The organism is Arsenicibacter sp. R0_47, from assembly GCF_057652235.1.
Genome location: NZ_JBYFCJ010000004.1, coordinates 334,408 through 358,922 on the forward strand (window position 1 = coordinate 334,408; position 24,515 = coordinate 358,922).

At 51.6% G+C, this 24,515-nt stretch carries 20 protein-coding genes; 13 read left to right on the forward strand and 7 right to left on the reverse strand.

Going from position 1 to position 24,515, the window contains the following annotated elements; translation table 11 throughout:
* Positions 1–189: 189 nt before the first annotated feature.
* On the reverse strand, positions 190–1,110 hold the full coding sequence (locus AC23NW_RS10095) for an ROK family protein (RefSeq protein WP_487449244.1): 921 nt from the start codon (positions 1,108–1,110) through the stop codon (positions 190–192).
* Between the two features lie 174 nt (positions 1,111–1,284).
* On the opposite strand from AC23NW_RS10095, the gene AC23NW_RS10100 reads away from it, so the two are divergent.
* The 3 genes from AC23NW_RS10100 (at position 1,285) to AC23NW_RS10110 (ending at position 3,369) form a co-directional block, all read left to right on the forward strand.
* Positions 1,285–1,752: a redoxin domain-containing protein gene (locus AC23NW_RS10100; RefSeq protein WP_293837424.1), complete on the forward strand. Its 468-nt coding sequence runs from the start codon at positions 1,285–1,287 to the stop codon at positions 1,750–1,752.
* A 59-nt stretch (positions 1,753–1,811) separates the two neighbouring features.
* Positions 1,812–2,576, forward strand: a complete 765-nt coding sequence (locus AC23NW_RS10105; RefSeq protein ID WP_293837423.1) for a methyltransferase domain-containing protein — start codon at positions 1,812–1,814, stop codon at positions 2,574–2,576.
* A 199-nt stretch (positions 2,577–2,775) separates the two neighbouring features.
* Positions 2,776–3,369 carry a TetR/AcrR family transcriptional regulator gene (locus tag AC23NW_RS10110; RefSeq protein ID WP_487449246.1) on the forward strand — a complete coding sequence of 198 codons (594 nt, stop codon included), beginning with the start codon at positions 2,776–2,778 and terminating at the stop codon, positions 3,367–3,369.
* A gap of 31 nt (positions 3,370–3,400) precedes the next feature.
* Here AC23NW_RS10110 and epsC read toward each other — a convergent pair whose 3' ends face one another.
* Entirely contained in the window at positions 3,401–4,228 is an 828-nt protein-coding gene (epsC, locus tag AC23NW_RS10115; RefSeq protein ID WP_487449248.1) for a serine O-acetyltransferase EpsC, read from the reverse strand.
* A gap of 176 nt (positions 4,229–4,404) precedes the next feature.
* On the opposite strand from epsC, the gene AC23NW_RS10120 reads away from it, so the two are divergent.
* From AC23NW_RS10120 to AC23NW_RS10155, 8 genes are all read left to right on the forward strand, one after another.
* Positions 4,405–5,019, forward strand: a complete 615-nt coding sequence (locus tag AC23NW_RS10120; protein ID WP_487449249.1) for a PQQ-dependent sugar dehydrogenase — start codon at positions 4,405–4,407, stop codon at positions 5,017–5,019.
* A gap of 174 nt (positions 5,020–5,193) precedes the next feature.
* Entirely contained in the window at positions 5,194–6,357 is a 1,164-nt protein-coding gene (locus AC23NW_RS10125; protein WP_487449250.1) for a sensor histidine kinase, read from the forward strand.
* Positions 6,323–6,730, forward strand: coding sequence for a response regulator (locus tag AC23NW_RS10130; RefSeq protein ID WP_487449251.1), 408 nt, complete (start codon positions 6,323–6,325; stop codon positions 6,728–6,730). Before AC23NW_RS10125 ends, AC23NW_RS10130 begins: the two co-directional genes overlap by 35 nt.
* On the forward strand, positions 6,727–7,224 hold the full coding sequence (locus AC23NW_RS10135) for a methylated-DNA--[protein]-cysteine S-methyltransferase (RefSeq protein WP_293837417.1): 498 nt from the start codon (positions 6,727–6,729) through the stop codon (positions 7,222–7,224). The genes AC23NW_RS10130 and AC23NW_RS10135 overlap by 4 nt, the downstream gene beginning before the upstream one ends.
* An 18-nt stretch (positions 7,225–7,242) precedes the next feature.
* Positions 7,243–8,124 carry an alpha/beta fold hydrolase gene (locus AC23NW_RS10140; RefSeq protein WP_487449253.1) on the forward strand — a complete coding sequence of 294 codons (882 nt, stop codon included), beginning with the start codon at positions 7,243–7,245 and terminating at the stop codon, positions 8,122–8,124.
* Positions 8,125–8,134: 10 nt separating this feature from the next.
* The gene (locus tag AC23NW_RS10145) at positions 8,135–9,775 is read left to right on the forward strand and encodes a Na+/H+ antiporter (RefSeq protein WP_293837415.1); all 1,641 of its coding nucleotides are present in this window, start codon (positions 8,135–8,137) and stop codon (positions 9,773–9,775) included.
* A gap of 126 nt (positions 9,776–9,901) precedes the next feature.
* On the forward strand, positions 9,902–10,363 hold the full coding sequence (locus tag AC23NW_RS10150; RefSeq protein ID WP_293837414.1) for a (2Fe-2S)-binding protein: 462 nt from the start codon (positions 9,902–9,904) through the stop codon (positions 10,361–10,363).
* 17 nt (positions 10,364–10,380) lie between these two features.
* A complete protein-coding gene (locus tag AC23NW_RS10155; protein WP_487449255.1) occupies positions 10,381–12,573 on the forward strand; it encodes a xanthine dehydrogenase family protein molybdopterin-binding subunit in 2,193 nt (730 codons plus the stop codon).
* A gap of 122 nt (positions 12,574–12,695) precedes the next feature.
* On the opposite strand, the gene AC23NW_RS10160 is transcribed toward AC23NW_RS10155, so the two are convergent.
* From AC23NW_RS10160 to AC23NW_RS10170, 3 genes are all read right to left on the reverse strand, one after another.
* Entirely contained in the window at positions 12,696–14,561 is a 1,866-nt protein-coding gene (locus AC23NW_RS10160) for a proton-conducting transporter transmembrane domain-containing protein (RefSeq protein ID WP_487449257.1), read from the reverse strand.
* A 16-nt stretch (positions 14,562–14,577) separates the two neighbouring features.
* Positions 14,578–17,076 carry a YbcC family protein gene (locus AC23NW_RS10165; RefSeq protein WP_487449259.1) on the reverse strand — a complete coding sequence of 833 codons (2,499 nt, stop codon included), beginning with the start codon at positions 17,074–17,076 and terminating at the stop codon, positions 14,578–14,580.
* Positions 17,077–17,334: 258 nt separating this feature from the next.
* Positions 17,335–18,009 carry a pseudouridine synthase gene (locus AC23NW_RS10170; RefSeq protein ID WP_487449260.1) on the reverse strand — a complete coding sequence of 225 codons (675 nt, stop codon included), beginning with the start codon at positions 18,007–18,009 and terminating at the stop codon, positions 17,335–17,337.
* Positions 18,010–18,174: 165 nt separating this feature from the next.
* Between AC23NW_RS10170 and AC23NW_RS10175 the strand changes: the two genes are divergently transcribed.
* Together AC23NW_RS10175 and AC23NW_RS10180 are read left to right on the forward strand one after the other, a co-directional pair.
* A complete protein-coding gene (locus tag AC23NW_RS10175; RefSeq protein ID WP_487449262.1) occupies positions 18,175–20,265 on the forward strand; it encodes an HRDC domain-containing protein in 2,091 nt (696 codons plus the stop codon).
* A 497-nt stretch (positions 20,266–20,762) separates the two neighbouring features.
* Positions 20,763–22,604 (forward strand): hypothetical protein, encoded by a 1,842-nt coding sequence (locus AC23NW_RS10180; RefSeq protein ID WP_487449264.1) that lies wholly within the window; start codon positions 20,763–20,765, stop codon positions 22,602–22,604.
* Positions 22,605–22,701: 97 nt separating this feature from the next.
* Here the strand turns inward: AC23NW_RS10180 and AC23NW_RS10185 are convergent, their stop codons facing one another.
* Together AC23NW_RS10185 and AC23NW_RS10190 are read right to left on the reverse strand one after the other, a co-directional pair.
* Positions 22,702–23,538, reverse strand: a complete 837-nt coding sequence (locus AC23NW_RS10185; protein WP_487449265.1) for a hypothetical protein — start codon at positions 23,536–23,538, stop codon at positions 22,702–22,704.
* A 57-nt stretch (positions 23,539–23,595) separates the two neighbouring features.
* A complete protein-coding gene (locus AC23NW_RS10190; protein WP_487449267.1) occupies positions 23,596–24,423 on the reverse strand; it encodes a hypothetical protein in 828 nt (275 codons plus the stop codon).
* Positions 24,424–24,515 lie beyond the last annotated feature (92 nt).

Sequence of the window (24,515 nt, forward strand, 5' to 3'; positions counted from 1 at the left end):
CAGAAATTCATACGTTTTTTTTGTAACCTATATAAGCAGAATGGTTTTAATATTCGTAAATCTACTGCGTTAATAAGTTAACTACACACAAAATCACATAACATATATGCATATTAAGTTAACTTATGCTTAAGCATAAAAAAAAGGGACCCGGATAGAAGTCCCTTTTCCACAACAGAGATTACCACGTTAAAGCATGGCTGCGCCAAAAACCCCGGCACTATCGCCTAACTTCGGCCTCAGTATTTTTGTATGCACAATCCCGTTATTAAAGATGTATTTTTTAATACGCTCAACACCTTCCGTGTACAGCAGGTCAACATTGCCGACTCCCCCGCCCAGCACGATGGCATCAGGGTCAAGTACGTTTATGAGTGTTGAAATCGCCCGCCCAAAATAGTCCAGTAACCGTTCAATAGTCTGCGTGGCATACGGGTCTGTCCCCGCCAGATGGCGCTCAACAATATCTTTCATTTTCAACTCATTACCGCTGATATCCTTATAGTAGCGCTGCAGCGCCGGACCGGCGAAAACCTGTTCAACACAGCCGCTTTTGCCACAGTAACACGGATATCCGTTTTCTTCGAGAATGTTATGTCCCCACTCGCCGCCAATACCGTGGAGACCGTTCAGTACGATCGCTTTGCCGTCAAGGCCCCTGAACACCACACCACCGCCAACACCGGTTCCCATAATCACACCGAAAACACAACGGAAATCAGGGGCTTCGTCAGGCACAACACCTAGTGTGGCCTCAGCAAGGGCAAAACAGTTCGCATCATTGGCAATCTCAACCTGCACCCCCAGCCGCTTTGACAATTCCTGAGGCAAAGGCATGCCGTTGAGCACCGTTGTGTTGCAGCCCTTCATCGTTTTCGTTACGGGATCAAAGGTGCCGGGGGTCGCAAAACCGATTTTTTCGGGTTCACAATTCGTTTCGGCTTTCAGAATATCTACCAGCTTTCCGATCTGGCCCAGTATATGCTCATACCCCAGATGAGCTTCAGTATCGACCCGTTTACGGACTAAAACTGCGTCAGGCGAAGGAGCAGATAAAACAACGCCTTCAATTTTGGTACCACCCAGGTCAATACCCCAGTAAGTTTTCATATTGCTTCGGAACAGTATAGTATATATGGAGTAATAGTGGTTTCAGGCACCGTTTTACTCCTTGTCAGGCATAAAAGATTAAGACAAAAATCACCTTTTTTTTGTAAATCGCACACCGGTTTCAACCTCAAAAAATTTCAGTAATTTCCCTACAAAACCTAATCGTACTGACGTATGCTTCAAGCCGGACAAAGTGCACCTGATTTTAAGCTGTTTAACACAGAAAAGAAAGAAATTTCCCTGAGTGACTATACAGGAAAAAATGTTGTCATTTTATTCTTCCCGTTAGCCTTTACCAGTGTGTGTACGGCCGAACTTTGTGAAATGCGGGATAATATCAGCGTATATGCGGGCCTGAATGCTGTTGTTTTGGGCATTTCGGTCGACTCGCCGTTTACCCTTGCTAAATTCAGAGAAGAACAGAATCTGCCGTTTGATCTGCTTTCGGACTTTAATAAAGACGTATCAGCCGCCTACGGATCGTTATACGAGACGTTTGTTATGAATATGAAAGGGGTCAGCAAACGCTCGGCATTTGTGGTCGACAGTAACGGAATTATCCAATATGCGGAGGTACTGGAAAATGCCGGTTCAGTACCAGATTTTGCGGCCATTCAGGCTACATTAGCGCCATTAAACTAATTTTCATATCCGGAGGGCCGTTACCCGGACAACCCTCCGGATTTAAACAGTATAGACACATGACCGCCTGGTATCATACATTCTTTACCGGTTTGCCACAGGTAGCCTGGAAGGCCGCACAGTCTAATGAACAGACCCAGCTTGACCTTGAACTCCTTGTTGAAAATCTGGACTTTGGTCCCGGCGACCGGATTCTGGATATTTTTTGCGGGTACGGCCGGCATTCAGTCCCGCTTGCCCGGATGGGTGCATGGGTAACCGGCGTTGATATTTCGCCCGAATACATTGCCGAACTGCAGCAGACCATTACGCACGAAAACCTTCCTATGGAAGCCATTGAAGGCGATTTTCTGGAAACGGCCATTCCCGGCACCTATCATGCGGCCTACTGTATGGGCAATTCCTTCAGCTTTTTTCCGGTTGAAGATATGCTCCGCTTTCTACAAAAGGTAGAAGGCTTACTCCGGCCGGGAGGATTGTTTCTGGCACACTCCAGTATGGTTGCCGAAGTTATCCTGCCGGATTTTCAGGAACGTAGCTGGATGAGTATCGGCGATGACATTACTTTTCTCAGTGAGCAGTCCTTTGACGCACTGACCGGCCGGATTGATGCGCGGTTAACCTATATTCAGTCACTGGATGCAGGGCAGGCGGAGGTTGAAAACAGAACGGCCGAATATTACATTTATTCTATTGCTGAGATCGGCCGGCTGGCGGCTCAGGCAGGTCTGGAACTGATTGATTGCTATGGAACGGTTGACGGACAGCCTTTTGCCGTTGGCGATGAAGCAGCCTGGCTCCTTTTTTCCAAGCCGGAAGAGTAAGCTCTATCATGTTACTATTTCCTCAGTACGGCTTAGTCTATCATGAATTGATTTGAACACTTTAATTAGCCGGTTTATTACATTATTTACCACCTGAATTAAAATTTTCCAGGAATTTTCACGTTACGAGTGGGCTTTCTTCCATTAATTCGTTAGTTTTCAATGAATTTAACACTGTTAACTACTATTTGACCCATAAATGGAAGTTATTGAACGCAAACAACGTACCCGGGAGCAGACGCGACAGGGCATCGTTTTCACGGCAAAGGATATTGCCCGTAGGGAAGGATGGCAAGCTGTTTCGATTCGTAAAATAGCTGATGCTATTGATTACAGTGCTCCGATCGTTTATGAATATTTTGACAGTAAGGATATCCTCTTAAACGAAATACGCACGGAAGGTTTCCGCTTTCTGCGGGAAGAATATAACCGGATCATGAAACTTTACCGCGATCCGGAAAAGCGCTTGTACGAAATTTCACTGATTCAATGGAAATTTGCCTTTGAGCAGCCCGAAACCTATCAGGTCATGTATAACCTGAACGGGGCTTTTTGTCAGGTGTCCATCTGCGGATCGAAGGACCTGGAAGATATGGCCGGCCTGGTGCGTGAAACTATTTTTTCCTTTATCCCGAAATCACGGGAAAGCATACAGAAACTTTACTTCGAGTGGTGGTCGATTTCACACGGACTGATTACCATGTCGATGATTCTGAAAGATCAACAACCGGTTGACCAGTCAGAACTAATATACAGAGATACCTTACGGCGGTTTATCCGCAACCTGCGGTAACCGTCAGCGAAGGGTAAACCAGTCCCTGTATTTACCCTTCGCTGTTCACCGGCCGTACCTGAATTTCGCTCTGGTGATACACCAGTGAGTGGGGATCGACGCTGTGCGTTAACCAGACGTTACCGCCGATTATTGAGTCATGCCCTACCACCGTTTTACCGCCCAGAATGGTGGCGTTGGCGTAAATGACCACATTATTCTCAATCGTCGGATGACGTTTCTTCTGCGCCATGTTTTTGGCGACATGCGTAGCTCCGAGGGTTACACCCTGATAAATCTTTACGTTCTGCCCGATAATCGTTGTCTCTCCGATAACAACGCCCGTACCATGATCGATAAAAAACGACGGGCCGATTCTTGCGCCGGGGTGAATGTCGATACCGGTATGGCTATGCGCATATTCCGTCAGCATCCGGGGCAATAAAGGCACATCAAGCGACATCAGTTCGTGGGCAACCCGGTATACCGCAATGGCAAAAAAACCGGGATAGACCGATACCACTTCCTCAATGCCGTTGGCAGCCGGATCATTCTCGGCAATCGCTCTGGCATCCGATTGCAGCATCGAATAAATAGCCGGTAACCGCGCAAAAAAACGGTTGGAAATCAACTCCGGTGATTGGGCCAGCTGTGACTGTAACGGCCGAAGCAGGCATTGCAGCTGATCAGTCAGTTTATCATAGGTCCGCTGAACATCTACCGAAACCGACTGGCAATCCTGCGTAATCGGAAAGAGCAGCCGCAACAGCTGATCAATAAACCGTCCGGCATCAGGACGGGACGGTAACCGGAAACGAAACTGTTCCCCCTGAGTGGCTAACTGATCAAAAAAAGCCGTCAAAGCATCCGTAGAGATCATATATTCAGCGTATTCAATTCCCCATTCCGGGGAAACCTTACAACAATTCGGTATACCACGGTTTCGTGCCTGGTACGGGATAATCTGCTATTAGCCAACAAAAACAGGGCCAATAAGTTCCAACGGCCGGAATGGCGCCGAATTTGCAGTTGATTATCGTTGTAAATAACAGAATCATGTTTGGTAAAGCAATAATAACCCTGTTTTTTTCACTGGCAGCGACGGCCGGTTTTTCATGGCTTATCTCGGTTGCATGCAACACGGACAGTCAGGAAACAACGTCGGTGGTTCAGGCATCAGCAGGTAGTTTCGTCAATGTGGCTAATGTAGCACCTGCATTAACCTTCCCGCTCCCCGTCGATTTTACACCGGCGAACGACGGCAGCAATCGTGTCTTTGTGGTCGAACAGCCCGGCCGGATTCAGGTCTTCGAAAAAGATGCCAGTCCGTCGTCGGCAAAAACGTTTCTGGACATTCGTTCCCGCGTTTCCACCGGAGTACACCGCGGTCTGATCAGTCTAGCGTTTGATCCTGCGTTTGCCTCAAACGGTTATTTCTACGTGAACTATACCAGAGATAATCCGTCCGAAACCATCATCAGCCGGTTTACGGCCACTTCTTCGTCTGAAGCCGACCCCGACAGTGAGGTCATTCTGATGCGGCTGGCCATTCCGGTTGCCAACTACAGTGGTGGTAAACTGTTATTCGGGCCGGACGGCTATCTTTATCTGGCGACCAGTGACGGCAAACAATCGACCCTGCGCAGAGTTATAACAAACAACGATATATAGTTCATACAACTGACTTGTAAACCAGCCAGGCAATATACGTTACTCTGAGACCTGCCTGTGCTAACTAAGTTGCCGGCTACACGTTAATAGTTATACTAATAAGTCTAAAGTAAACTTATATTGTCGATATTTGTCTGTTTTGATCAGATAAAAAGCGTTTTACAACCCGACGGTATGAACCCGGTAATTGAGTTTTTTCAAAAGCTACTCGATACAAATGATTGGCCGCCCCGGTGGTATTGCGGCAACTGGACTGATTTTCACGGCTGGCTGTACATCGCCTCTGATTTGTCGATCTGGGGCGCCTACATGGCTATTCCGCTGATTCTGATCCGGTTTATCATCGTCAAACAGGGAATTCCCCTCCGTAGTGTTTTCTGGCTCTTCGGAGCGTTTATTCTGCTTTGCGGACTAACGCACCTGATAGACGCGACCATGTTCTGGTGGCCGGCTTACCGCTTTAATGCGCTGATCCGCTTTCTGACGGGACTCATTTCCATTGCTACCGTTACTGCACTCATTAAATATTTTGATCAGGCACTGGGCTTACGGACCTCGGAAGAATATGAGCGCGAGCTGAATTACCGCCAACGCGCCGTACAGGAACTGTCCCGGTCCAATGAAGAGCTGCAGCAGTTTGCCTATGTGGCCTCCCATGACCTGCAGTCGCCCTTGCGCACGATCGAAAACTACATGGCCCTGCTGGACCTTAAACACGGCCACGAACTCTCACCGGATGCCCGTAAACTGCTGGAAGTCACTTCGGCCGCGTCCGGCCGGATGCGGGTGCTGATCAATGATCTTCTGGAATTTTCGCGTATCGGCAATACGGCTGATTTTGTGCCGGTTGACCTCAACAAGCTGCTTGACGAAATTAAAGAAGAACAGCAGGAAGATATCCGGGATGCCGGCGCTACGGTGACAATCGGGGTACTGCCAACGATCGAAGCGCACCGGACTGATCTGAAACAATTATTTCTCAATCTGGTATCAAACAGTATAAAATACCGCCGCGCCGGCGTAGCCCCCGTTGTATCGGTTCAGTCCGACGATCTGGGTGATGTCTGGCAGATCCGGATCAGCGATAACGGCATCGGTATTGATGCCCGGTATTATGACCGGATTTTTCAGCTTTTTCAGCGCCTGCACGGGCGGAATGAATTTCCCGGTACCGGCATCGGACTGGCCACCTGTAAAAAGGTAGCTGAAATTTACGGTGGCCGTATCTGGCTTGACAGCACGGTTGGTGAAGGTTCCACTTTTTACGTTGTACTACCTAAAGTAATTAAAACCCTGAAGCATTATGCCCAGTCCGATTCACTGTATTCTGTTAATTGATGACGATCCTGATGACAATTTCCTGCACCAGATCGTTATCCGGGATTCAGGCCTTTGCGAACAGATCAGAGTGTCAGAAAACGGAATTCAGGCCTTAAACTACCTCACCGGCATTCACCATCCCGGGTATATCCGGCCCGATATTATCCTGCTGGATATCAATATGCCGGGCATGAACGGGTTTGAATTTCTGGGGGAATACGATAAGTTACCGAAAGAACAGAAAGCCAAGGTGGTGCTGATGATGCTGACGACATCGCTGAATCCGGATGATCACAAACGCGCCATGTCCTATGGCATCGTTGACAGCTTTAAAAGCAAACCGTTGACCAGAAAACTCCTGGAAGACGTTGTAAATACCCATTTCCAGTGACACAGACACCGGCTTTTCTGACGGCGTTTCCCTCCCCGCTCGGCATCGTCCGGATTGCCGGTGATGCGCAGGGCGTTACTGCTGTTTCCTGCCGGGAAGCCGCAGACAGCCTGCCTGCACCCGATGAGACACTACCCGTACCGGTTCAGGAAGCCGCTGCCCAGCTACAGGCCTATTTTGCCGGTCAGCAACAGACATTTACGTTTCTGATGAACCCGCAGGGGACAGCTTTCCAGCAACGTGTCTGGCAGCTTTTGCTAACGGTTCCGTACGGGCAAACCCGTTCTTACCTGAGCCTGGCGCGTGAACTGGGCGACGAGAAAGCTATCCGCGCGGTGGCCGCCGCAAACGGACGGAATCCCCTCTGGATTGTGGTGCCCTGTCACCGCATTATCGGGTCAGACGGGAAACTGGTCGGCTATGCCGGTGGCTTGTGGCGCAAAAAATGGCTGCTGGAGCATGAACAGAATCAGCGTCAACTGACGTTATTCTGAAAACCGATCAAAAAAGGCATGAAACGAATGCATCTGATTTTCCTCTTACTGAGTGTACTAAACATGGGCTGCTTTGGCCGGTTTACCATGACAGAACGGGAAATTCAGGCGCATTATGCGGGTCGCCGTGATAAACCGTTGTTTTATACCATCGAGACCGATTCGACCCGGCTGTTTGTTGCCAGCACTGGTGCCGATACCCTGCCGCCGCTGTTATTGATCCACGGCGCACCCGGTGCCTGGTACGGCTACATACGCATGCTGGACGATACGCTGCTGACGAAAAACTACCACGTTATTAGTATTGACCGGCCCGGCTATCATAAGTCACGGATCAGCGGCCGGTGGCAGAAGCGGCGGCAGCAGTATACCCTTGAGCGACAGGTAACTACTATTGTGCAGGCACTCCGGTTAAACCATTCCGGCAAACCGGCTACCGTATTAGGCCGGTCGTATGGTGCCCCCATTGCGGCAAAACTGGCGGCAGATTATCCGGCACAAATCAGTCAGCTGTATCTGATCTCGCCGGCGATTGACCCGGATGCCGAAAAGTTTTACTGGTTCTCCAAATGGGGGAAATTCCCGCTGATTCAGGCTTTTTTGCCCCGACCGCTTAACATTGCTACCCATGAAAAGTTTACCCATGCGGGGGAGCTCCGGAAACTGTTACCGGGCTGGCAGCAGATTCAGGCACCGGTCACGGTGATGCAGGGAGGCCGTGACTGGATTATTAACGCCTGCAATTTCGATTTTGCCAAATGTGTGCTGGAAGGGAAACCGGCCAATTTTATTTTTTTGCCTGAAGCAGGTCATTTAATCACCAATTCACACGCTGAACTGGTACGGTCACTGTTACTGTCGCCCTCATCCGGAACGGTTACCCCGGTTTCTGCGAACTAATCCACCTGGCATGAATAACATAGAAACCGTACTGCTGCTGATGGCAGTACTGTCCGGCCTGACGTTACTGACGCAACGGCTGAAAATACCGTATACCATTCTGCTCATCGCCGCCGGACTCATTATCGGATTCGTCCCGAGTCTGCCGAACGTTGAACTAAAGCCTGACGTGGCCTTTCTGATTTTTCTGCCGCCGCTGCTCTACGAAGCATCCGGTACGATTTCGTGGCACGAGTTCAGAAAATTCAGCCAGCCCATCAGCCTGCTCGCCATCGGGCTGGTTTTTTTCACGACCACGGCCGTGGCTGTTGTGGCCCATTACACGATTCCAGATTTCAGCTGGCCGCTGTCGTTTGTACTCGGGGCGGTGATCTCCCCGCCCGATGCAGTTGCCGCTACCAGCGTTACCCGCGGCCTCGGACTACCCAAACGGATCATTGCCATTCTGGAGGGCGAAAGTCTGGTAAACGATGCGTCGGCGCTGATTGCCTACCGCTTTGCCATCGCTACCGTCCTCAGCGGCAGTTTTGTACTGTGGGAAGCCGGACTACAGTTTGTCGTCGTTGCCGGGGGCGGTGTTCTGACCGGCATCCTGCTGGGGGTTATCTTCCGGCTGATTCATAACCAACTCGACAACTCTACCGTTGCCACTACCCTGTCGCTCCTGCTGCCGTTTATCGCCTACCTGCTTGCCGAACACTTTGGCACCTCGGGCGTACTGGCCGTAGTATCGGCAGGGCTGTATATGGCCTGGCATTCGTACGAAATCTATTCGTTTCAGACCCGCATGCAGATCAACGGCTTCTGGAACATCCTTATTTTCCTGCTTACCGGCTTTGTCTTTATCCTGATCGGTACCGAGCTGCCGTTTATTGTCAACGGCCTCGAACAGGACGAGCTGCCCCGGCTTATCGGGTACGGCTTGCTGATCAGTCTGGTAGCCATTCTTACCCGGATTGTCTGGGTATTTCCGGTAACCTATCTCTTCTCTTTTTTTAAAACGCGCAAAAAACGCGAGGGATCCATCCGGCAGTTTACCCGCAATGAACTGTTTATCACGTCCTGGGCGGGCATGCGCGGGGTTGTTTCGCTGGCCACGGCTCTCTCCATCCCGTATAAACTCCGGTCAGGGCAGGCTTTTCCGTACCGGAGCGAAATCCTGTTCATTACGTTTATGGTCATTGTGGTTACGCTCGTTCTCCAGAGCCTGACCCTGCCGGTCTTTATTAAACGGCTAAACGTGTTTGAACCAAAAGAAGAAGAGGAAAAGGAAGAACGAAGCATGCGGCTTGCCCTGCTCGTCAGCTCCATTACCTTTATTGAAAGTGAACTGTCGCTTACCCTGGATGATACCGTTCTGGCAGAGCTGAAGGAGCGGTTTGAACAACAGATCAATTACCTGAACGGTGTAATGCGGATGGACGAAAATCCAACGCTGCACCGGCTTAAAAACATGCCGTCGGCCTTTAATGAATACATGGAAAGTGAGGCAAAGATCATCCGGCATCAGCGGGACCAGATCATAAAATGGCATAAGAACGGGACCTATAGCGAAGAATCGATCCGGCGGATTGAACAGGAACTGGACGTTCGGAGCCTGAGCCTGCAAACCCGTCTCCGGCGGGTTATCCCCTCCGGCGGGCTTACCTGACCGGATTTTGGCCGGACTATCCGGCTTACTCCTTATTTAGTTAGTGCAGTTTTGGCGGACAACGGCAAATTTAATTCTCCATTTTTTGTAATTTAGCAAACAAACCTGTTTCAATAGTACATTTCAATGGCCCTTTACAAACTTCAAATCAATGGTAAAACCGTTCAGACCGAAGCTGATCCGGACACCCCGCTCCTGTGGGTACTCCGTGATAACCTGGGTCTGGTCGGTACAAAGTATGGTTGCGGGATAGCCATGTGCGGTGCCTGCACGGTACATGTCAACGGCGAAGCCACACGTTCCTGCGTCCTGCCCGTTTCATCGGTTACCAGCGCAAAGATTACCACGATCGAAGGTCTGTCCAAAAACGGGGACCATCCGGTACAGCAGGCCTGGGACGAAGTCGATGTCCCGCAGTGCGGATACTGCCAGGCCGGTCAGATCATGACGGCAGCGGCACTCTTAAAACGCACGCCGAAACCAACTACGGAAGAAATTGACGCCACCATGAGCGGTAATATCTGCCGTTGCGGTACCTATCACCGGATCCGTGAAGCCGTTAAAATTGCCTCTGCTAAAACTAAATAGGGATCGCCTGTACAGAAATGACCTCAACAAGACGTAGTTTTCTAAAAATAGCCGCTTCGGCGGGCGGCGGTCTGGTATTAGGCTTTAACTGGTTTGAGCCGGCGGCAGCCGACGTACTGCCCGCAGGCCCAACGGTTCCGGTACTTGTCAACAGTTCGTCGGGCAGCACAGCCGTTGCCTCGGTTGAATTCAACAGTTTCCTGTCCATCGCTCCCGACGGGCTGGTTACGATCCTGTCGCCGAACCCCGAGATCGGCCAGGGCATCAAAACGGCCTTCCCGATTGTGGTAGCCGAAGAACTGGACGTTGACTGGAACCGCGTGAACGTGGTGCAGTCGGCACTGGATAACAAGAAATTTGAACGCCAGCTGACCGGTGGCAGCGGGGCCATCAAGCACTCGTGGACGCGCCTCCGCAAAGCCGGCGCCACGGCCCGTCAGTTGCTGATGCAGGCCGCCGCCCAGCGCTGGAACGTTCCGGCCAGCGAACTGACAACCGACAAAGGCGTCGTTTTCCATAAAGCATCGAACCGCAAACTGCCTTACGGGGAGCTGGTGGCCGACGCCGCTAAACTGCCCGTCCCGACCGACGTTCCGCTGAAAGACCCTAAAAACTTTAAGCTGATCGGCGGAACGATTAAAAACGTCGATAACAAAAATATCCTGACCGGAAAACCACTGTTCGGCATTGACTTTTACCGTGAAGGCATGCTGACCGGCATGATTCAGCGGCCGGCATTCGGGTATAAGCTGAAATCAGTTGATGCAAAAGCGGCCAAAGCCATGCCCGGCATTGTCGATGTTGTTACCTTTAAAAACAACGTGGCCGTGGTGGGTAAATCGACTTGGCAGGTTAAGAAAGCCCGCGAAGCGCTGAAGATTGAGTGGGAAAAAGAGGGTACCCTGGAGAGCAACACCGACCACGACCGCCTGTTTACCGACATGCTCAACAGCGAAAAGGCAACAGTCCGGCGGAAAGACGGCGATGTGGAAGCTGCGTTTAAATCAGCGGCTAAGGTTGTTAAAGCCGAGTACCAGTGTCCGTTCCTGCCCCACAGCCCGATGGAGCCGATGAATTTCTTCGCCCATGTGAAATTCGGGCCGAACGGTCCGGAAAGCTGCGAACTCGTCGGACCGACCCAGACGCCGGATGCAGCCCGCAATGAAACGGCTAAGCTCCTGAATATTCCCGTTGACAAGATTACCGTTGACCTTACCCGGATGGGCGGTGGCTTCGGCCGCCGGCTGAAAGCCGATTACGTGGTTGAAGCGGCTGAGCTGTCAAGCCTCGTTAAGGCGCCGGTAAAACTGATCTGGACCCGCGAAGACGACATGACCGGTGGCAGCTACCGTCCGGCCGTTCGTTACCGCTTTGAAGCCGCCCTCGATGCGCAGGGCAATATGATCGGCTATAAACTGCGGGGTGCCAGTATCAACGCCGGCAATGCCACCCGCGAAGACAATTTCCCGTCGGGGGCCGTGCCGAACCTGCTCATTGATTCGGCCGACCATAAATCACCGATTACGACAGGGGCATGGCGTGCTCCGATCACCAACTTCCTGGCCTTTGCCGAACAATCGTTCCTCGATGAAGTAGCCACGGCCGCCGGTAAGGATCCGGTACAGTTCCGGCTCGACCTGCTCGAAAAGGCCAAAACTACACCAACCGGTGCCATCAAATATGATATCGACCGGATGAAGGCCGTCATCAGGCTGGCAGCGGAGAAATCAAACTGGGGTAAGAAAAAAGGCGCCGACGGCAAGCCGGTAGCCCAGGGCTTCAGCGTGTATTTCTCGCACAACTCCTACGTTGCTCAGGTGGGCGAAGTAGTGATGCAGAAAGGTAAGCCGGTATTGCAGAAGATTTACGCCGCCGCCGACTGCGGCATTATCATTAACCAGAGCGGTGCCCGGCAGCAGGTAACGGGTGGTGTTGTCGATGGCATCGGTCATGCGATGTACGGCAACATGACCTTTAAGGACGGTGTACCGCAACAGACAAACTTTAACGACTACCGGCTGATCCGGATGAATGAAGTCCCTGACGTAGAGGTTCACTTTGTCGACAATGGCATTGAGCCGACCGGCCTTGGCGAACCGGCACTGCCGCCAACGGGTGCAGCGGTGTCTAATGCGTACTTCAAAGCCACCGGTCAGCGTCTTCGGAATCAGCCGTTTATCAATCAGGAAGGGTTTAAAGGCGTTTCCTGAGTCCAAGGACTTTCTCAGCACCTGAAGCACTTATAACTACATGGTGGCACAACCGAATCCAACGGATTGGCGTGCCACCATTTTCTGTTTTACCACCTATGAAACCAATAATCGAACGATACTCAGGATGAGCGATACGCCATTTCGTAGATTGATTTAACATGCGGACCGAGGAAGACCCGGGCATAAATCCGCATGATCGCTAACCCGTCCAGAATCAGGCTCAGCGCCGTAAAAAAGGCCAGTACTACCTGATCCTCATGAATATGGGTAAAAATAAGGTCCTCACCCACAAATGACGGAGATATCGGAAAACCGGACACACCGAGACAGGCCAGCAAAAACAACAGGGCAATGCGCGGATGCCGGTAAGAATGCCCGTGAAACTGCCCCAGATGGATTGTTCCTTCCAGTTTCTTTAAACGGCTCAGGCAAACATACCCCACCAGACCTGCCACAATGATCCCACTCAAATAAAGCGCAACGTGGTCGAAGGTAAAGTGCTCATTAAACGAGATGGATAGCGCAATCCAGAAGTGATTCATTACCACCAGCGTCCAGCTCATCCGTGCTTTCCGGCGTTCCGTAAAAGACTTCAGTACCATCACCAAGCCCAGCAACGAAAAAATGGTTGATAGAACCGTATGTACCGATGCCGGAATTAATCCCTCATAAAACAAGCAAATTAACCCGAAGACATAGGTAGGAATAAAAAAGAGCAGGACCCGGTTCAGCGTCAGAAAATTCAGCTGGTTACCGGCCCACTTTAACGGATTCCACAGGTAACGGTACATCAGCGAATCCAGATTCCATTCTTTAAGACTCAGGATATACAACGTATTCCGCAGTTTTTCCGGATAGATCGCTTCAATTGTCCGTTCACGGAATGACACATTATAAAACTGCTCACGGATGAGGTAACTGACCACTGAAGGCGATACCAGCAGCTGATAGGTCCGCAGAAACGCGTTGCCGGCAAAATGGAAAAGGGCCAGATTTTCGAAGCCCAGGGCCATTTCAATGAAGATCAATCCGATCTGCGCAATGGAGGCGTAGGCAATCTGACTCTTTACCGATGACTGCACCCGGGCAATTCCGGTGGCCACAAACATGCTCAGGAACCCGATCATTCCGATAAGAATCCGGATCGATAGCTGATGTTCCCAGAACACCCAGGTACGGAGCATCAGAAACACCCCCAGATGCACTGACAGGGACCCGTAAAAAATGGCACTCGAAGGCGTAGGACCTTCCATCGCCCGGGGCAGCCACGACGAAAACGGCAGCTGAGCTGACTTCGCCGACGCCGATACCAGAATCATCAGGGAGATAAAGGCTCCGATAAAGGTGTGTGACTGTAAGTGCTCGTGTACAAGGTCGAAATTACTTAGCTTCAGGAATGTAATGTTTTCGTGCCACAGATGATGGCTCATCCACATAGCCAGGATCAATCCGACATCTCCGATGCGGTATATAGAAAATACCTTCACCGCATTTTTGACCGGAAGATACCGGTCGCGGTAAAAGGCGATCAACAGAAAGGAGGAAATACCCAGAATTTCCCAGCCAACGAACAGGGTTTCGATGTTTCCGGAAAAAATAGTGATGTTATACCCCAGATAGAAAAACAAAATAGTATTGAAGAACCGCTTGTATCCCGATTCGCGGTGCATGTAATAGCGGCTGTACAGCGTTACCAGAAACGTCAGGAAGGCCCCGACAAACAGGTACATTGCCGTGATTTTATCAAAGTATAGGTCGATAAAAAACTCGTAGCCGGGCGCTTTGAACACAACAAAATCCTTTTCGTTGAGCACCGGATGCCCGTTGAGCAGCCAGTAAATCAGAAAGGCCACAGCACCCGTGAGATGAGCACCGACAATACCGAACGAAAGGACTGAAATCAGGCTCTCCCGTTTGGCCGGCAGGACTAAACTGATAAGATAGCCCGCCAGCGGCAGTAATATAAAGACTGGTAATATAGACATGAGTTTTCCTGGCAGGTTAGTGTAATGCGTAAACCGGTAAGTTTTCCTGATGTGCCTCGACGAGCGGCGTAATATCGCTCAATCTACTAACACTCTCGTTAACAGTCACATACGGCGTAAATTTACCATTTGAGAAGACGTATAAGTCCTGCGTTTCCGGGTGGAACACCACCAGGCGGACCCACTCATTGATAAACCATTCGTAGGTCTCCGGTGCCCGCTGAATGGTTTTCAGCACCACTTCCGGAAAATGCTGTACAATGATCAGCAACCGGACCGGATCGTGCACTTCAATCATCTGACTCGGCAGACCCGGACGCAGGTCACCGTCAATACCATTGGCCACCCCAAACAGCCCCATCACATTGTGCGGCAGTTTAGAACCGGCGCCTAGTTTCTGGTTATCAACCCGGGAGAAATAATACTCCAGATTAATTCCCCCGCATACCGGAGCCGCCGCTTTCAGGATCGAAAACAGGTAATTTCCATCGGGGTCAATCTGATAATCGTAGGAATTCATAAACGACCGCCGGTCCAGGAAAAGTCCTTTCGTCAGATCCCGTTTACCGACAATACACAGGGCATTGGTGGCGTGGTTCAGCTCAGGCCGTGGCTCAAATAAAGACACCGACCGGATTTTGATCAGCTCATGGATACGCTTTGCACTCAGCCGGGTATCAATCGACTCAAACCGGCGCGAACGTTCTTTCGCATTATAGTCGAGGGCCCGGCCAAAGGTTATTTCATTTTCCGAATGCCGTTGCTGATTATCCGGCGACAACTTGTGTTCATCGTAAAAGACAATTTCATCACGGGTAGTATCGTGCAGGGCGCCGACAAAATCAGTGGTATCCGGAATCATGATCCCGCGCTCCCGCAGCTCCGCCCGCACCGCCGGGTGGTTAGCCATTGTACAGACTACACGGGCATTTACCGACCCGGCGCGGCCCGAGCAGGCACCGCAGTCATAGGCCGCATAGTGCGGATTGTTTACGCTGCTTGACCCGTGCCCGACCACATAGACGAGGGGAGCAAAATCCTTAACAAGCCCAATACTTTTCAACAGCCCTTCGACGCGGGTGACCATCTCGGGTACCGTAAAGCCAACCTGCAATCCGTCCTGCACCGCATCGGCCGACGTATGCTCCACCGTCAGCTTTGCATGCTTATCCATGTGCTTAAACGACGAAGCAGTGGCGGGTGTCATTGTCGGCCGGAAAATATTCACGAATAACCGGATGGCAGACCAGAACCCCAGTGTCTGCGAAATCAGCCAGCCGCTGTGGAACGAATGGGCGTGTTTGGTAAAGTGAATATCCCGTTCGCGGGCGCTTTTGGCCTCAATTTCCTTTACCAGATACTTTGGTGTAACCGGAGCCGGACAAAGCTTGGACAGGAACTGACCATCTTGTGGCTGGTAGAAAAACTCAACATTGAAAAAGCCGGGGGTACCAAATGTTTCACAGCCCGGATCAAGCTGCTCAACATACCGGCGGAAGGAGCATTCGCGGTCGTCGATACAGAACAAGGCCTGAAAGCTTTTTTCGGCCGGAGCGGGCTTTGGTCCGTAATTGGCCACAATACCCGCCAGTACCTGCTCATAGTAACTCCATTCGTAGGCATCCTGCCAGATCGTCAGCACCTCATCCAGCTCGGTTGTGACAACATCCGCAAATAACGCAGGCGGGGTATCGGTCAGTTGTTCGGCGAGTGGATTCCATTTCCCGGCTCCGAACTGATAATCCAGGGCGTCAATTTCCAGCAGCAGCTCAAAGAAAATCAGATCGTGCAGCGAAACCGGCTTTTGATCAAGCAGGGTCTGCGGCTGATCTTCAATGGCAGAAACCATACCCGACCAACCCTGATGGGCAAATTGCTGATCGTAAAGGTATTGTTCAAACCAGGCCTCATCGCCTACCAGCTGCCTGAGCAGGCCCGTAAGCGTCACCTGCTCCTGTATAAATAGCTCCTTTACCCGCCGTGTCCGGAAAAAACTGCTGAAGCTCTTTTTTTCCATTTCCCGCAAGGCATGCAGAAAGCGCTTTTCCTCCGCCGGAAAGCTCCAGATCGAAATGCCCTGATCCAGATACGAGCATAGCACACGGAACAGGACCGGATGTACCAGTGAATCCAGATCAATGCGATAGCGCCGTTTCCAGTTAGCCCGCAGCTGACCGATCCGCGGCAGATCAGTGGTATCATACGATTTGTTCAGTACACGCTCTTTCCAGCTATTCAGGGCGTCCTCCCCTTTCCGTTCGCGGATTTTCTGTTCCAGAACCTCTGCTTTAATGCGGCCGGCGGCATAGGCTTCCCGGTATTCACGTAAACTCAGTGACACCTTATATCCGAACGTCACCGATGCGCGGTGGATGGCATCGTAGAATGGCTGATTCTGAAAAGCGTGAAGCGTGTTATGATGGATAAAATCCTTGAGAGGGGCCTGAGCCGGCAAATAATGCTTTAACTCATGCAATACCTCCTCCTCATCGAAGAGAACGGGCTTGGTCTTCATTCAGGTAGTTCAAGTTTAAGTGAGGGCCAACTATGACTAAACCAGGAATAAATTCACCCCTTTCTTTTATCATTTGCCGCTTTGATATGGCTTTGGCTAGCTAAAAGTCAATGTTTGTTGTTAAATTGCTATTAAACATAGCTTAAAATAGCATTAAAAATAAAATAATGTTTATATAATATTAATTAATCAAGTAAAATATGAGCAAATACTGGTTTTGAGTCATCTTCGCACAATTGTACTATTCTGCTACTCCTGCTAAAACAAAAGCTGTTGCATACGGATGAATTCGGCTTGCGGCGGAGCAGCAATGTAAACGGCCTGACCAGTTTCCGGATGGACAAAGGTGAGGTTACGGGCATGTAGCAGCATTGTATGCATGGCAAACTGCTCTTTAAACAACTTATTCTGCTTGTTACAGCCATGGGGCCGGTCGCCGATAATCGGATGCATGACATGGGCCATATGCTTGCGAAGCTGATGCATCCGGCCCGTGGTCGGCTCCAGTTCTACCAGCGAGTAGCGGGAGGTAGCATGTTTGCCTGACGCAAGCGGAATTTCAGTCCGTTGCAGCGTGGTAAGCCTGGTAAAGGCCTCCTGCACAACCCCGTCCTCACGCTTTAGCGGATAATCAATAGCCAGGCTATCAGGCGTATAGCCACGCACAATCGCCAGATAGGTTTTATGAACCTTACCTTCCGCAAAAAGCCCCTGCATCACCGGATTAAGGGTTTCAGTCAACGCAAACAGCAGCACTCCGCCCGTTTTCCGGTCGAGGCGATGTACGGGATATACCCGCTGACCCAGCTGATCCCGCAACAGTTGTACGGCAAATTCACTGGCATCGCCGGCAATCGGCGAACGATGCACAAGCAGGCCGTGCGGTTTATTAATGGCCACCAGACCATCGGCATGATGAATAATGTCTAACATACCCGGCAAAGGTAACAGCCTTTCACGGTTCAGCAGAAAGCTGTATCTTTACTTCATCATTTTTGCACAGCCAACCGGCAGATTACCCGTTGCCCGGACTGCATTTTTCCGTCATAAACGATAGTTTTACTGACCCTGAAAGTGCGCTGCGCCTTTATTACGCCTATGTCTTCCCCCGTTAACGAAAAACTGGAACTTGCCCGGAATTTTGTCCTGCACACCAACCGGAATCTCTTTCTGACCGGTAAAGCCGGCACCGGAAAAACAACCTTTCTGCAGCAGATTAAACAACAATCCGTGAAACGCATGGCCGTTGTGGCACCGACCGGGGTGGCGGCCATCAACGCCGGCGGCGTTACCATTCATTCCCTGTTTCAGCTTCCGTTTGGCCCCATCGTGCCTGGCGCACCTTTACAGGAAGCCCGCAAATTCACCCGCGACAAAATCAGGTTGCTTCGTACCCTCGACCTGCTCGTAATCGACGAAATCAGTATGGTCAGGGCCGATATTCTGGATGGGATTGATGATATTCTGCGCCGGTACCGCTACAACAGTGCCCCGTTCGGCGGGGTGCAGCTGCTGATGATCGGCGACATGCAACAATTACCGCCCGTCATCCGCGACGAAGAATGGGCACTGCTCCAACCGTACTACGAAACCGGGTATTTTTTCAGCAGCCGCGCCCTGCGGCAGACACCGTATATTTCCATTGAACTGACGCATATTTACCGGCAGTCCGACGAACGGTTTATCGGCATTCTGAACAGCATCCGTGAAAAACGGATTTCCGGAGTCCAGCTCGACGAACTTAACAAGCGATACATTCCGGATTTTGCCCCGAAAGACGACGAGGGCTACATTACCCTGTCAACCCACAATCAGGCTGCCCAGCAGATCAATGCCCGGAAACTACAGGCGTTAAACGCAAAGGCCCGCACCTTTACGGCCACCATCGACGGCGAGTTTCAACCCAACAACTACCCCACCGAGGCCGAACTGGAACTGAAAAACGGTGCCCAGGTGATGTTCATCAAGAACGATGCGACCTACGAAAAACTGTACTATAACGGGAAAATAGGCCGCATTGTGGCGATGGATGACGACACAATCTATGTAAAGTGTCCGGGCGAGGAATCAGTCATTACGGTGCTGCCTGTTGAGTGGACTAACCTACGGTATAGCATTGATCCGGCTACGAAGGAGATCAAGGCTGACCCCATCGGTACGTTCCGGCAGTTTCCGCTGCGGCTCGCCTGGGCCATTACCATCCACAAGAGTCAGGGCCTGACGTTCGAAAAGGCAATCATCGATGCTTCCGCTGCCTTTGCCCACGGGCAGGTCTATGTAGCCCTCAGCCGTTGCAAAACGCTGGAAGGACTTGTGTTGCATACCCCTATTCCCTCCAGCAGCATCAAAACGGAGTTCACACTGGAGGAGTTTCACGAACAGGTACAGCAAAAAACACCCGGCGAGCAGGAACTGACCGACTCAAAACGCAGCAATCAGGAACTCCTGATCCGGGAGTTGTTTGCCTTCGAACGGGCCGCCTCGCTGGCCTCCCGTTGCCGTAAATTTCTGGAAGAAAGCGACGACAGTTTCAGCGATGAGCTAAAGACAGGACTGGCAACACTCGACGATCTGATGCGGGACAAAGCGCGGGACATCGGCCGCCGGTTTCAGCATCAGTTAACCACCTACTTTTCGGCCCCCGAACTGCCGGAAGAAAACGAAGCGCTACAGGACCGGATCAAAAAGGCCGGGGCTTACTTTCAGGAGGTTATTAAAAACGAATTAAATCCGTTTCTGCACGATGCCCCCACCGATTGCGACAACAAACAGCTGCGCGACAGCCTGCTCGAACGCCTCGACGAACTGGAAAAGGAGCTGTTTACCAAACGTTCGTGTTTTGCCGCCTGTCAGAAACAGTTTTCGGCCCTGGCCTATCTGGAGGCCCGCAACCATGCCGAGCTCGATTTCCGGCCCGCCCGTAAGCAACTGGACGAAGGAACCAAAACCCGCAAAGGCGACACCATCGGCAAGGGTCTGTACGGGGCACTGATGAAATGGCGCGACGACCTCGCCGGCGAACACAACACGACCGGCTACATGGTTTTGCCGCAGAAGACGATTCTGGAACTGGTGCGCGTCCGGCCCGGATCTCCTGCCGAATTACTGAAGATTAAAGGCATGGGCAAAACCAAAACCAAACAGCTGGGGGCGGCAATCCTGTCTATCATCCGGCAATATTCTGAATAGTACTATACAAGCGATAAGCCCGTATACCATATCCCCGTAGGGGCAACCCCACGTGGTTGCCCAACTAACCGGAGGATCCACAACGTTAATGGCATTCCCTACAGGACGTAGATACTTCCCATCCTCGCCAACCTCCTCAAAATAAGCAGATCATAATAAATGGGACAGCAATTGTCCCAAATGTGCTATCGGTCAGTATCAGTTTCTGCTTCCTTTGCACCTCTGGCCCCGATCGTCTGCCGGTACGTACCATAGCTGCCGTTGGCACAATCCGGTACGCCGTTTATGATCCAGGCACTAGTCAGCTGATAACGCTCCGCACATTCCGTTCTGAGTCATAACCTAAGCTAAACCTGATGTACCCAATGACACGTTCAACTTCCTGTCTATCCGCGATTCACCAACTTTCCGGCTTTGAGCGAATACCGGCGGCATGGCTCCATGAACCATATCGGACACTCCGACACCGGTTGGGGCTTATTATCATCCTATGGTGTATGGCCTGCACCGTATACGGTCAGATCAGCCTGGTGCCTAATCCGGTCAGCAGCGATTTAGGCATTTCGAGCAGCACCATCCTCTTTAAAGATAAGATTTGTTTTATCTATTATGGTGATCCGGCTACGCCGAAGGCCCAACTGGCGCAATTTGATGGAATCAGCATTACTAAAATTCCGAACCCGACCAGTGACGGCGAACTATATGGTTTTCTGACCGTTTTGGGCGATAAGCTCTGTTTTGCCTACCGGAGTGGCAGCGGTAAAAACCAGGTGGCGTATTTCGACGGGACCAGCATTACGCTGGTTGACAATCCGGGGGCCGATGATGCCGGTTTTGCCACCTACCCCATCGTCTACAACAGTAATTTATATTTCCAGTACACGGTCAGCGGCAGTGCCTATCAACTCGCAAAGTTTGATGGTACCACTGTAACACTGATCAACAACCCGACCGGTAGCAGCCCGTTCGATGTCGGCTTCAATGGTTACCCGATCGTGTACAACAATAAGCTTTATTTTCAGTATACCGAAACCGTTTTTAGCGGGCTTGATCCGACCTATAAATTCCGGTTAGCGCAGTATGACGGAACGGCAATGACCCTCATCACCAACCCAAACGCAACGGTTCAAACGGAAAATACGTCGTTTAGTTTTCCGGCGGTGTATGCCGGTACGCTCTGCTTTCCGTACCTGACCAGTGGAGGCAACTACCAGCTGGCAACCTTCGACGGCACCACCATTTCCCTGATTGCCAACCCCACAGGAGGCGGTAATGTGATGACTAATCCGGCGGTGGTGTATAACGGTAATCTGTATATCAAGTACCGGAACAGTACTAATAAAAACCAGCTGGCCCGGTTCGACGGGACTACGATCACATTGACACCTAACCTGGACCCCGCTGATGATGGTTTCATGGACTACGCAACGGTGTATAACAATACGCTTTGTTTCATGTATGCCGACAAAGACTATCATTATAGCCTGGGCCGGTATGACGGCAACGCACTGACCAAAGTCAATAATCCAGGCAACAGTGATGCCGGTTTTACCGGTTATCCAATGCTTTACAACGATAATCTGTATTTCCAGTACAGCAACAGTAACGGGTATTATCAGGTGGCTCAGTTTGACGGCACGGCACTGAGTGTTATCGATAATATCAATCCAACGGACTATGGCTTTTCCGGCTATCCGATTGTCTATAAGAACAAACTCTATTTTCAATACAATCAGGGGGAATACCCAAACAGTAAAAATTATCTGGGCTATCTGTCCACCAGTTCGGCACCTGAACTGATGGCCTCGGCCCAGCCCGCGGTCATCTGCGCCGGGTCAACGGCGACACTTTCAGTGACCGCCACCGGCAATAGCACCCCGTTCAGTTATACGTGGGCCGCTCCACCGGGCATTGCGCTGTCCGCTACCGCTACACCAGCCGTTTCAGCATCGGCAGGTATTGGTGTTTCGGGCGTGCAGACGTTTACCGTAACGGTAGCTGGCACTGATAATGTGGCTAGTACAACCACGGTCAGTCTTACGGTAAATGCACTTACGGCATCGGTCAAAGCTAATCCACCTGCCAATCTGGCCGTTTTGGGACCCGGGAATTGCCCTGTCAGTGTGCAGACAACGATTACCGGCACAAGCGCCGTGTTTACGGGGCCGGGTGGATATGTGTTCAGCAGCGTTTACCGCCGGCCCGGGACGTATACCGTAAATGTCCTTAACATTAAACAACCCGGTACCTTTACCATGACAGCCGCCACTACCAATGCCTGTGGCGACCGGATAACCGATGTCGTTACCTTTACGATTACGGGAACGGGGTGTAATTAAGTTCGGCGACCAAATTGCCTGCAAGCATCAACCTGTTCGGAATAATACGCCGTCCTCCTCTGAAATCAATCGGAGGAGGATGGCGTATTATTATCAGCTAAGCGTAATCAGTCTGAGAAACACCGCCTGCTGATAGCAGGCCGACCGCGAAAATTCCGTGGGCTTCATCGGCGTCCGCAGCGGTATTGATGGACCGGTCCTTTATGTGAAAATACGACAGCCGCCCCTGCTGCGGGTAGCGGGTGCTCAGCAGCACCGTGTTCTTGTCACCCTGCACCAGCGGAAGCTTCCGCATCGTGGGGTCGCCCTGCGGAAGGTAGCGGGCCGAAAAGGGCACAAACTGATAGGGCTGGTAGTCGATGACCAGATCCGGGCCGATGGCAGCAAAACGACGGCGGATGTAGCGGTCGCCGCGATAGCCGATGCCCTTCGGATCGTTGGTGAGCAGCTCGCCGAGCGGCGTGGCCCCCTGCTGATTGTCGGCCAGGACGGTTTTGGCCTGTACGCCGCCGACCAGGCTGCTGACCTGACTGGCGCGGTAGGTGAAGGGGTTGGCCAGGCCGCTGGTCAGGCTGATAAAGCTTTCCTGCGGGGCACCGGCCCCCTCGCGCACGAGCTGCCCGTTGCGGAAGGTGGTGCGCAGCAGGGCGGGGAGGGTGTTGAGCCCGCTGCGGATGCGGGCGGCTTTGTCCCCGTTGAGGTAGATGTTGTGCTGCCGGAACACCCCGACACTGACATCACCCTCCGGACCGACACCGATGTGGGAAACGTAGCCTTTCTGGAGCCATATCTCGCGGCCTGGGTCGAGGGCATCGGCCGTGAGGGTGTAGATCGCCACCGAATCCACGGTGTAATTGAGCTGCGGCTTTTGCTGGGCCCGGGCAACAAGACTCAGGCTCAGCAGACAAACGGTTGGCAGGTAATGATAGCGCATTGCGTGTGTTGGTGGTTATGCGGGTAAAAACGGTGGTTTGCCGGGAAGCTCCGGACGCTATTTACAGACGGTGTTGACGGTGAATGTATTGGCCGCGATCTGCCTCCCCGATTCCTTGATGACGGTGCTGAAGGAGGCGTTGCCGTTGGGGTAGGTAAAGCTCTCCGTGGCATCAAACATCGGGTAGGTGCGGCTTTTGAGCCGGTGTTTACTCAGCAGCAGGTCGTAATTGGTTTCGGTGTTGTAGTAGGCATAGCTGCCGAAATAATTGATCAGCAGCCGCAGACCCACCGGAAGCCCCCCGACTGGATTGGGCTGCGTGGTCTCGTAAGCTGATTCCAGAAAGACCGCCGTTGTTTTGCCGTCCGGAATGGTGATTTTGGTTAAATCGCCGTTGGCATCGAAGGCGGGGGTGAGCTCATCCGACGAACCGAAACTCTGATCGGTGATTTTGGCCACCTGCCCGCTTGCGGTATAGCTCAGGCTGATTTTCCGGATGGCCTGGCGGACTCCATCGTAGGTGTAATACACCGCAAACGTGGTGAGCCGTTTCTGACTGTCGTACTTAAAGGTAACGGCGTCTTTGTCGTCTACCTTGCCGGTATCGTCGAGGCCGTCCATGGCCACGGGCAGCCCGTTCTCATTGCGGATAGCCGCTTTCCAGTTGTTGAGAGCGTCGGTATAGGTAATGCCGGTAATGAGGCCGGCGGTAGTGGTCAGCTTAACCGACCCTTTTGCCTTACCATCCAGCGAATGGGTGAATTCGGCAGGGGTGCAGGTGATTTCGGCGGGGGCGACGTCTTCTGTTTTTTTAGTACAGGATGCGGTGAAGACCAACAGCCCGAGCATAAGGGCGACACTCGATTTGGTGTATGACTGAATCATGGTGGTATGTTGGCAGGTATTGCGGACCTGCGGCCGGTGAAAATGAGTGGGTGAAATAGTTTTGTTGTCACTGTCATCGTGCGCAAGTTGCT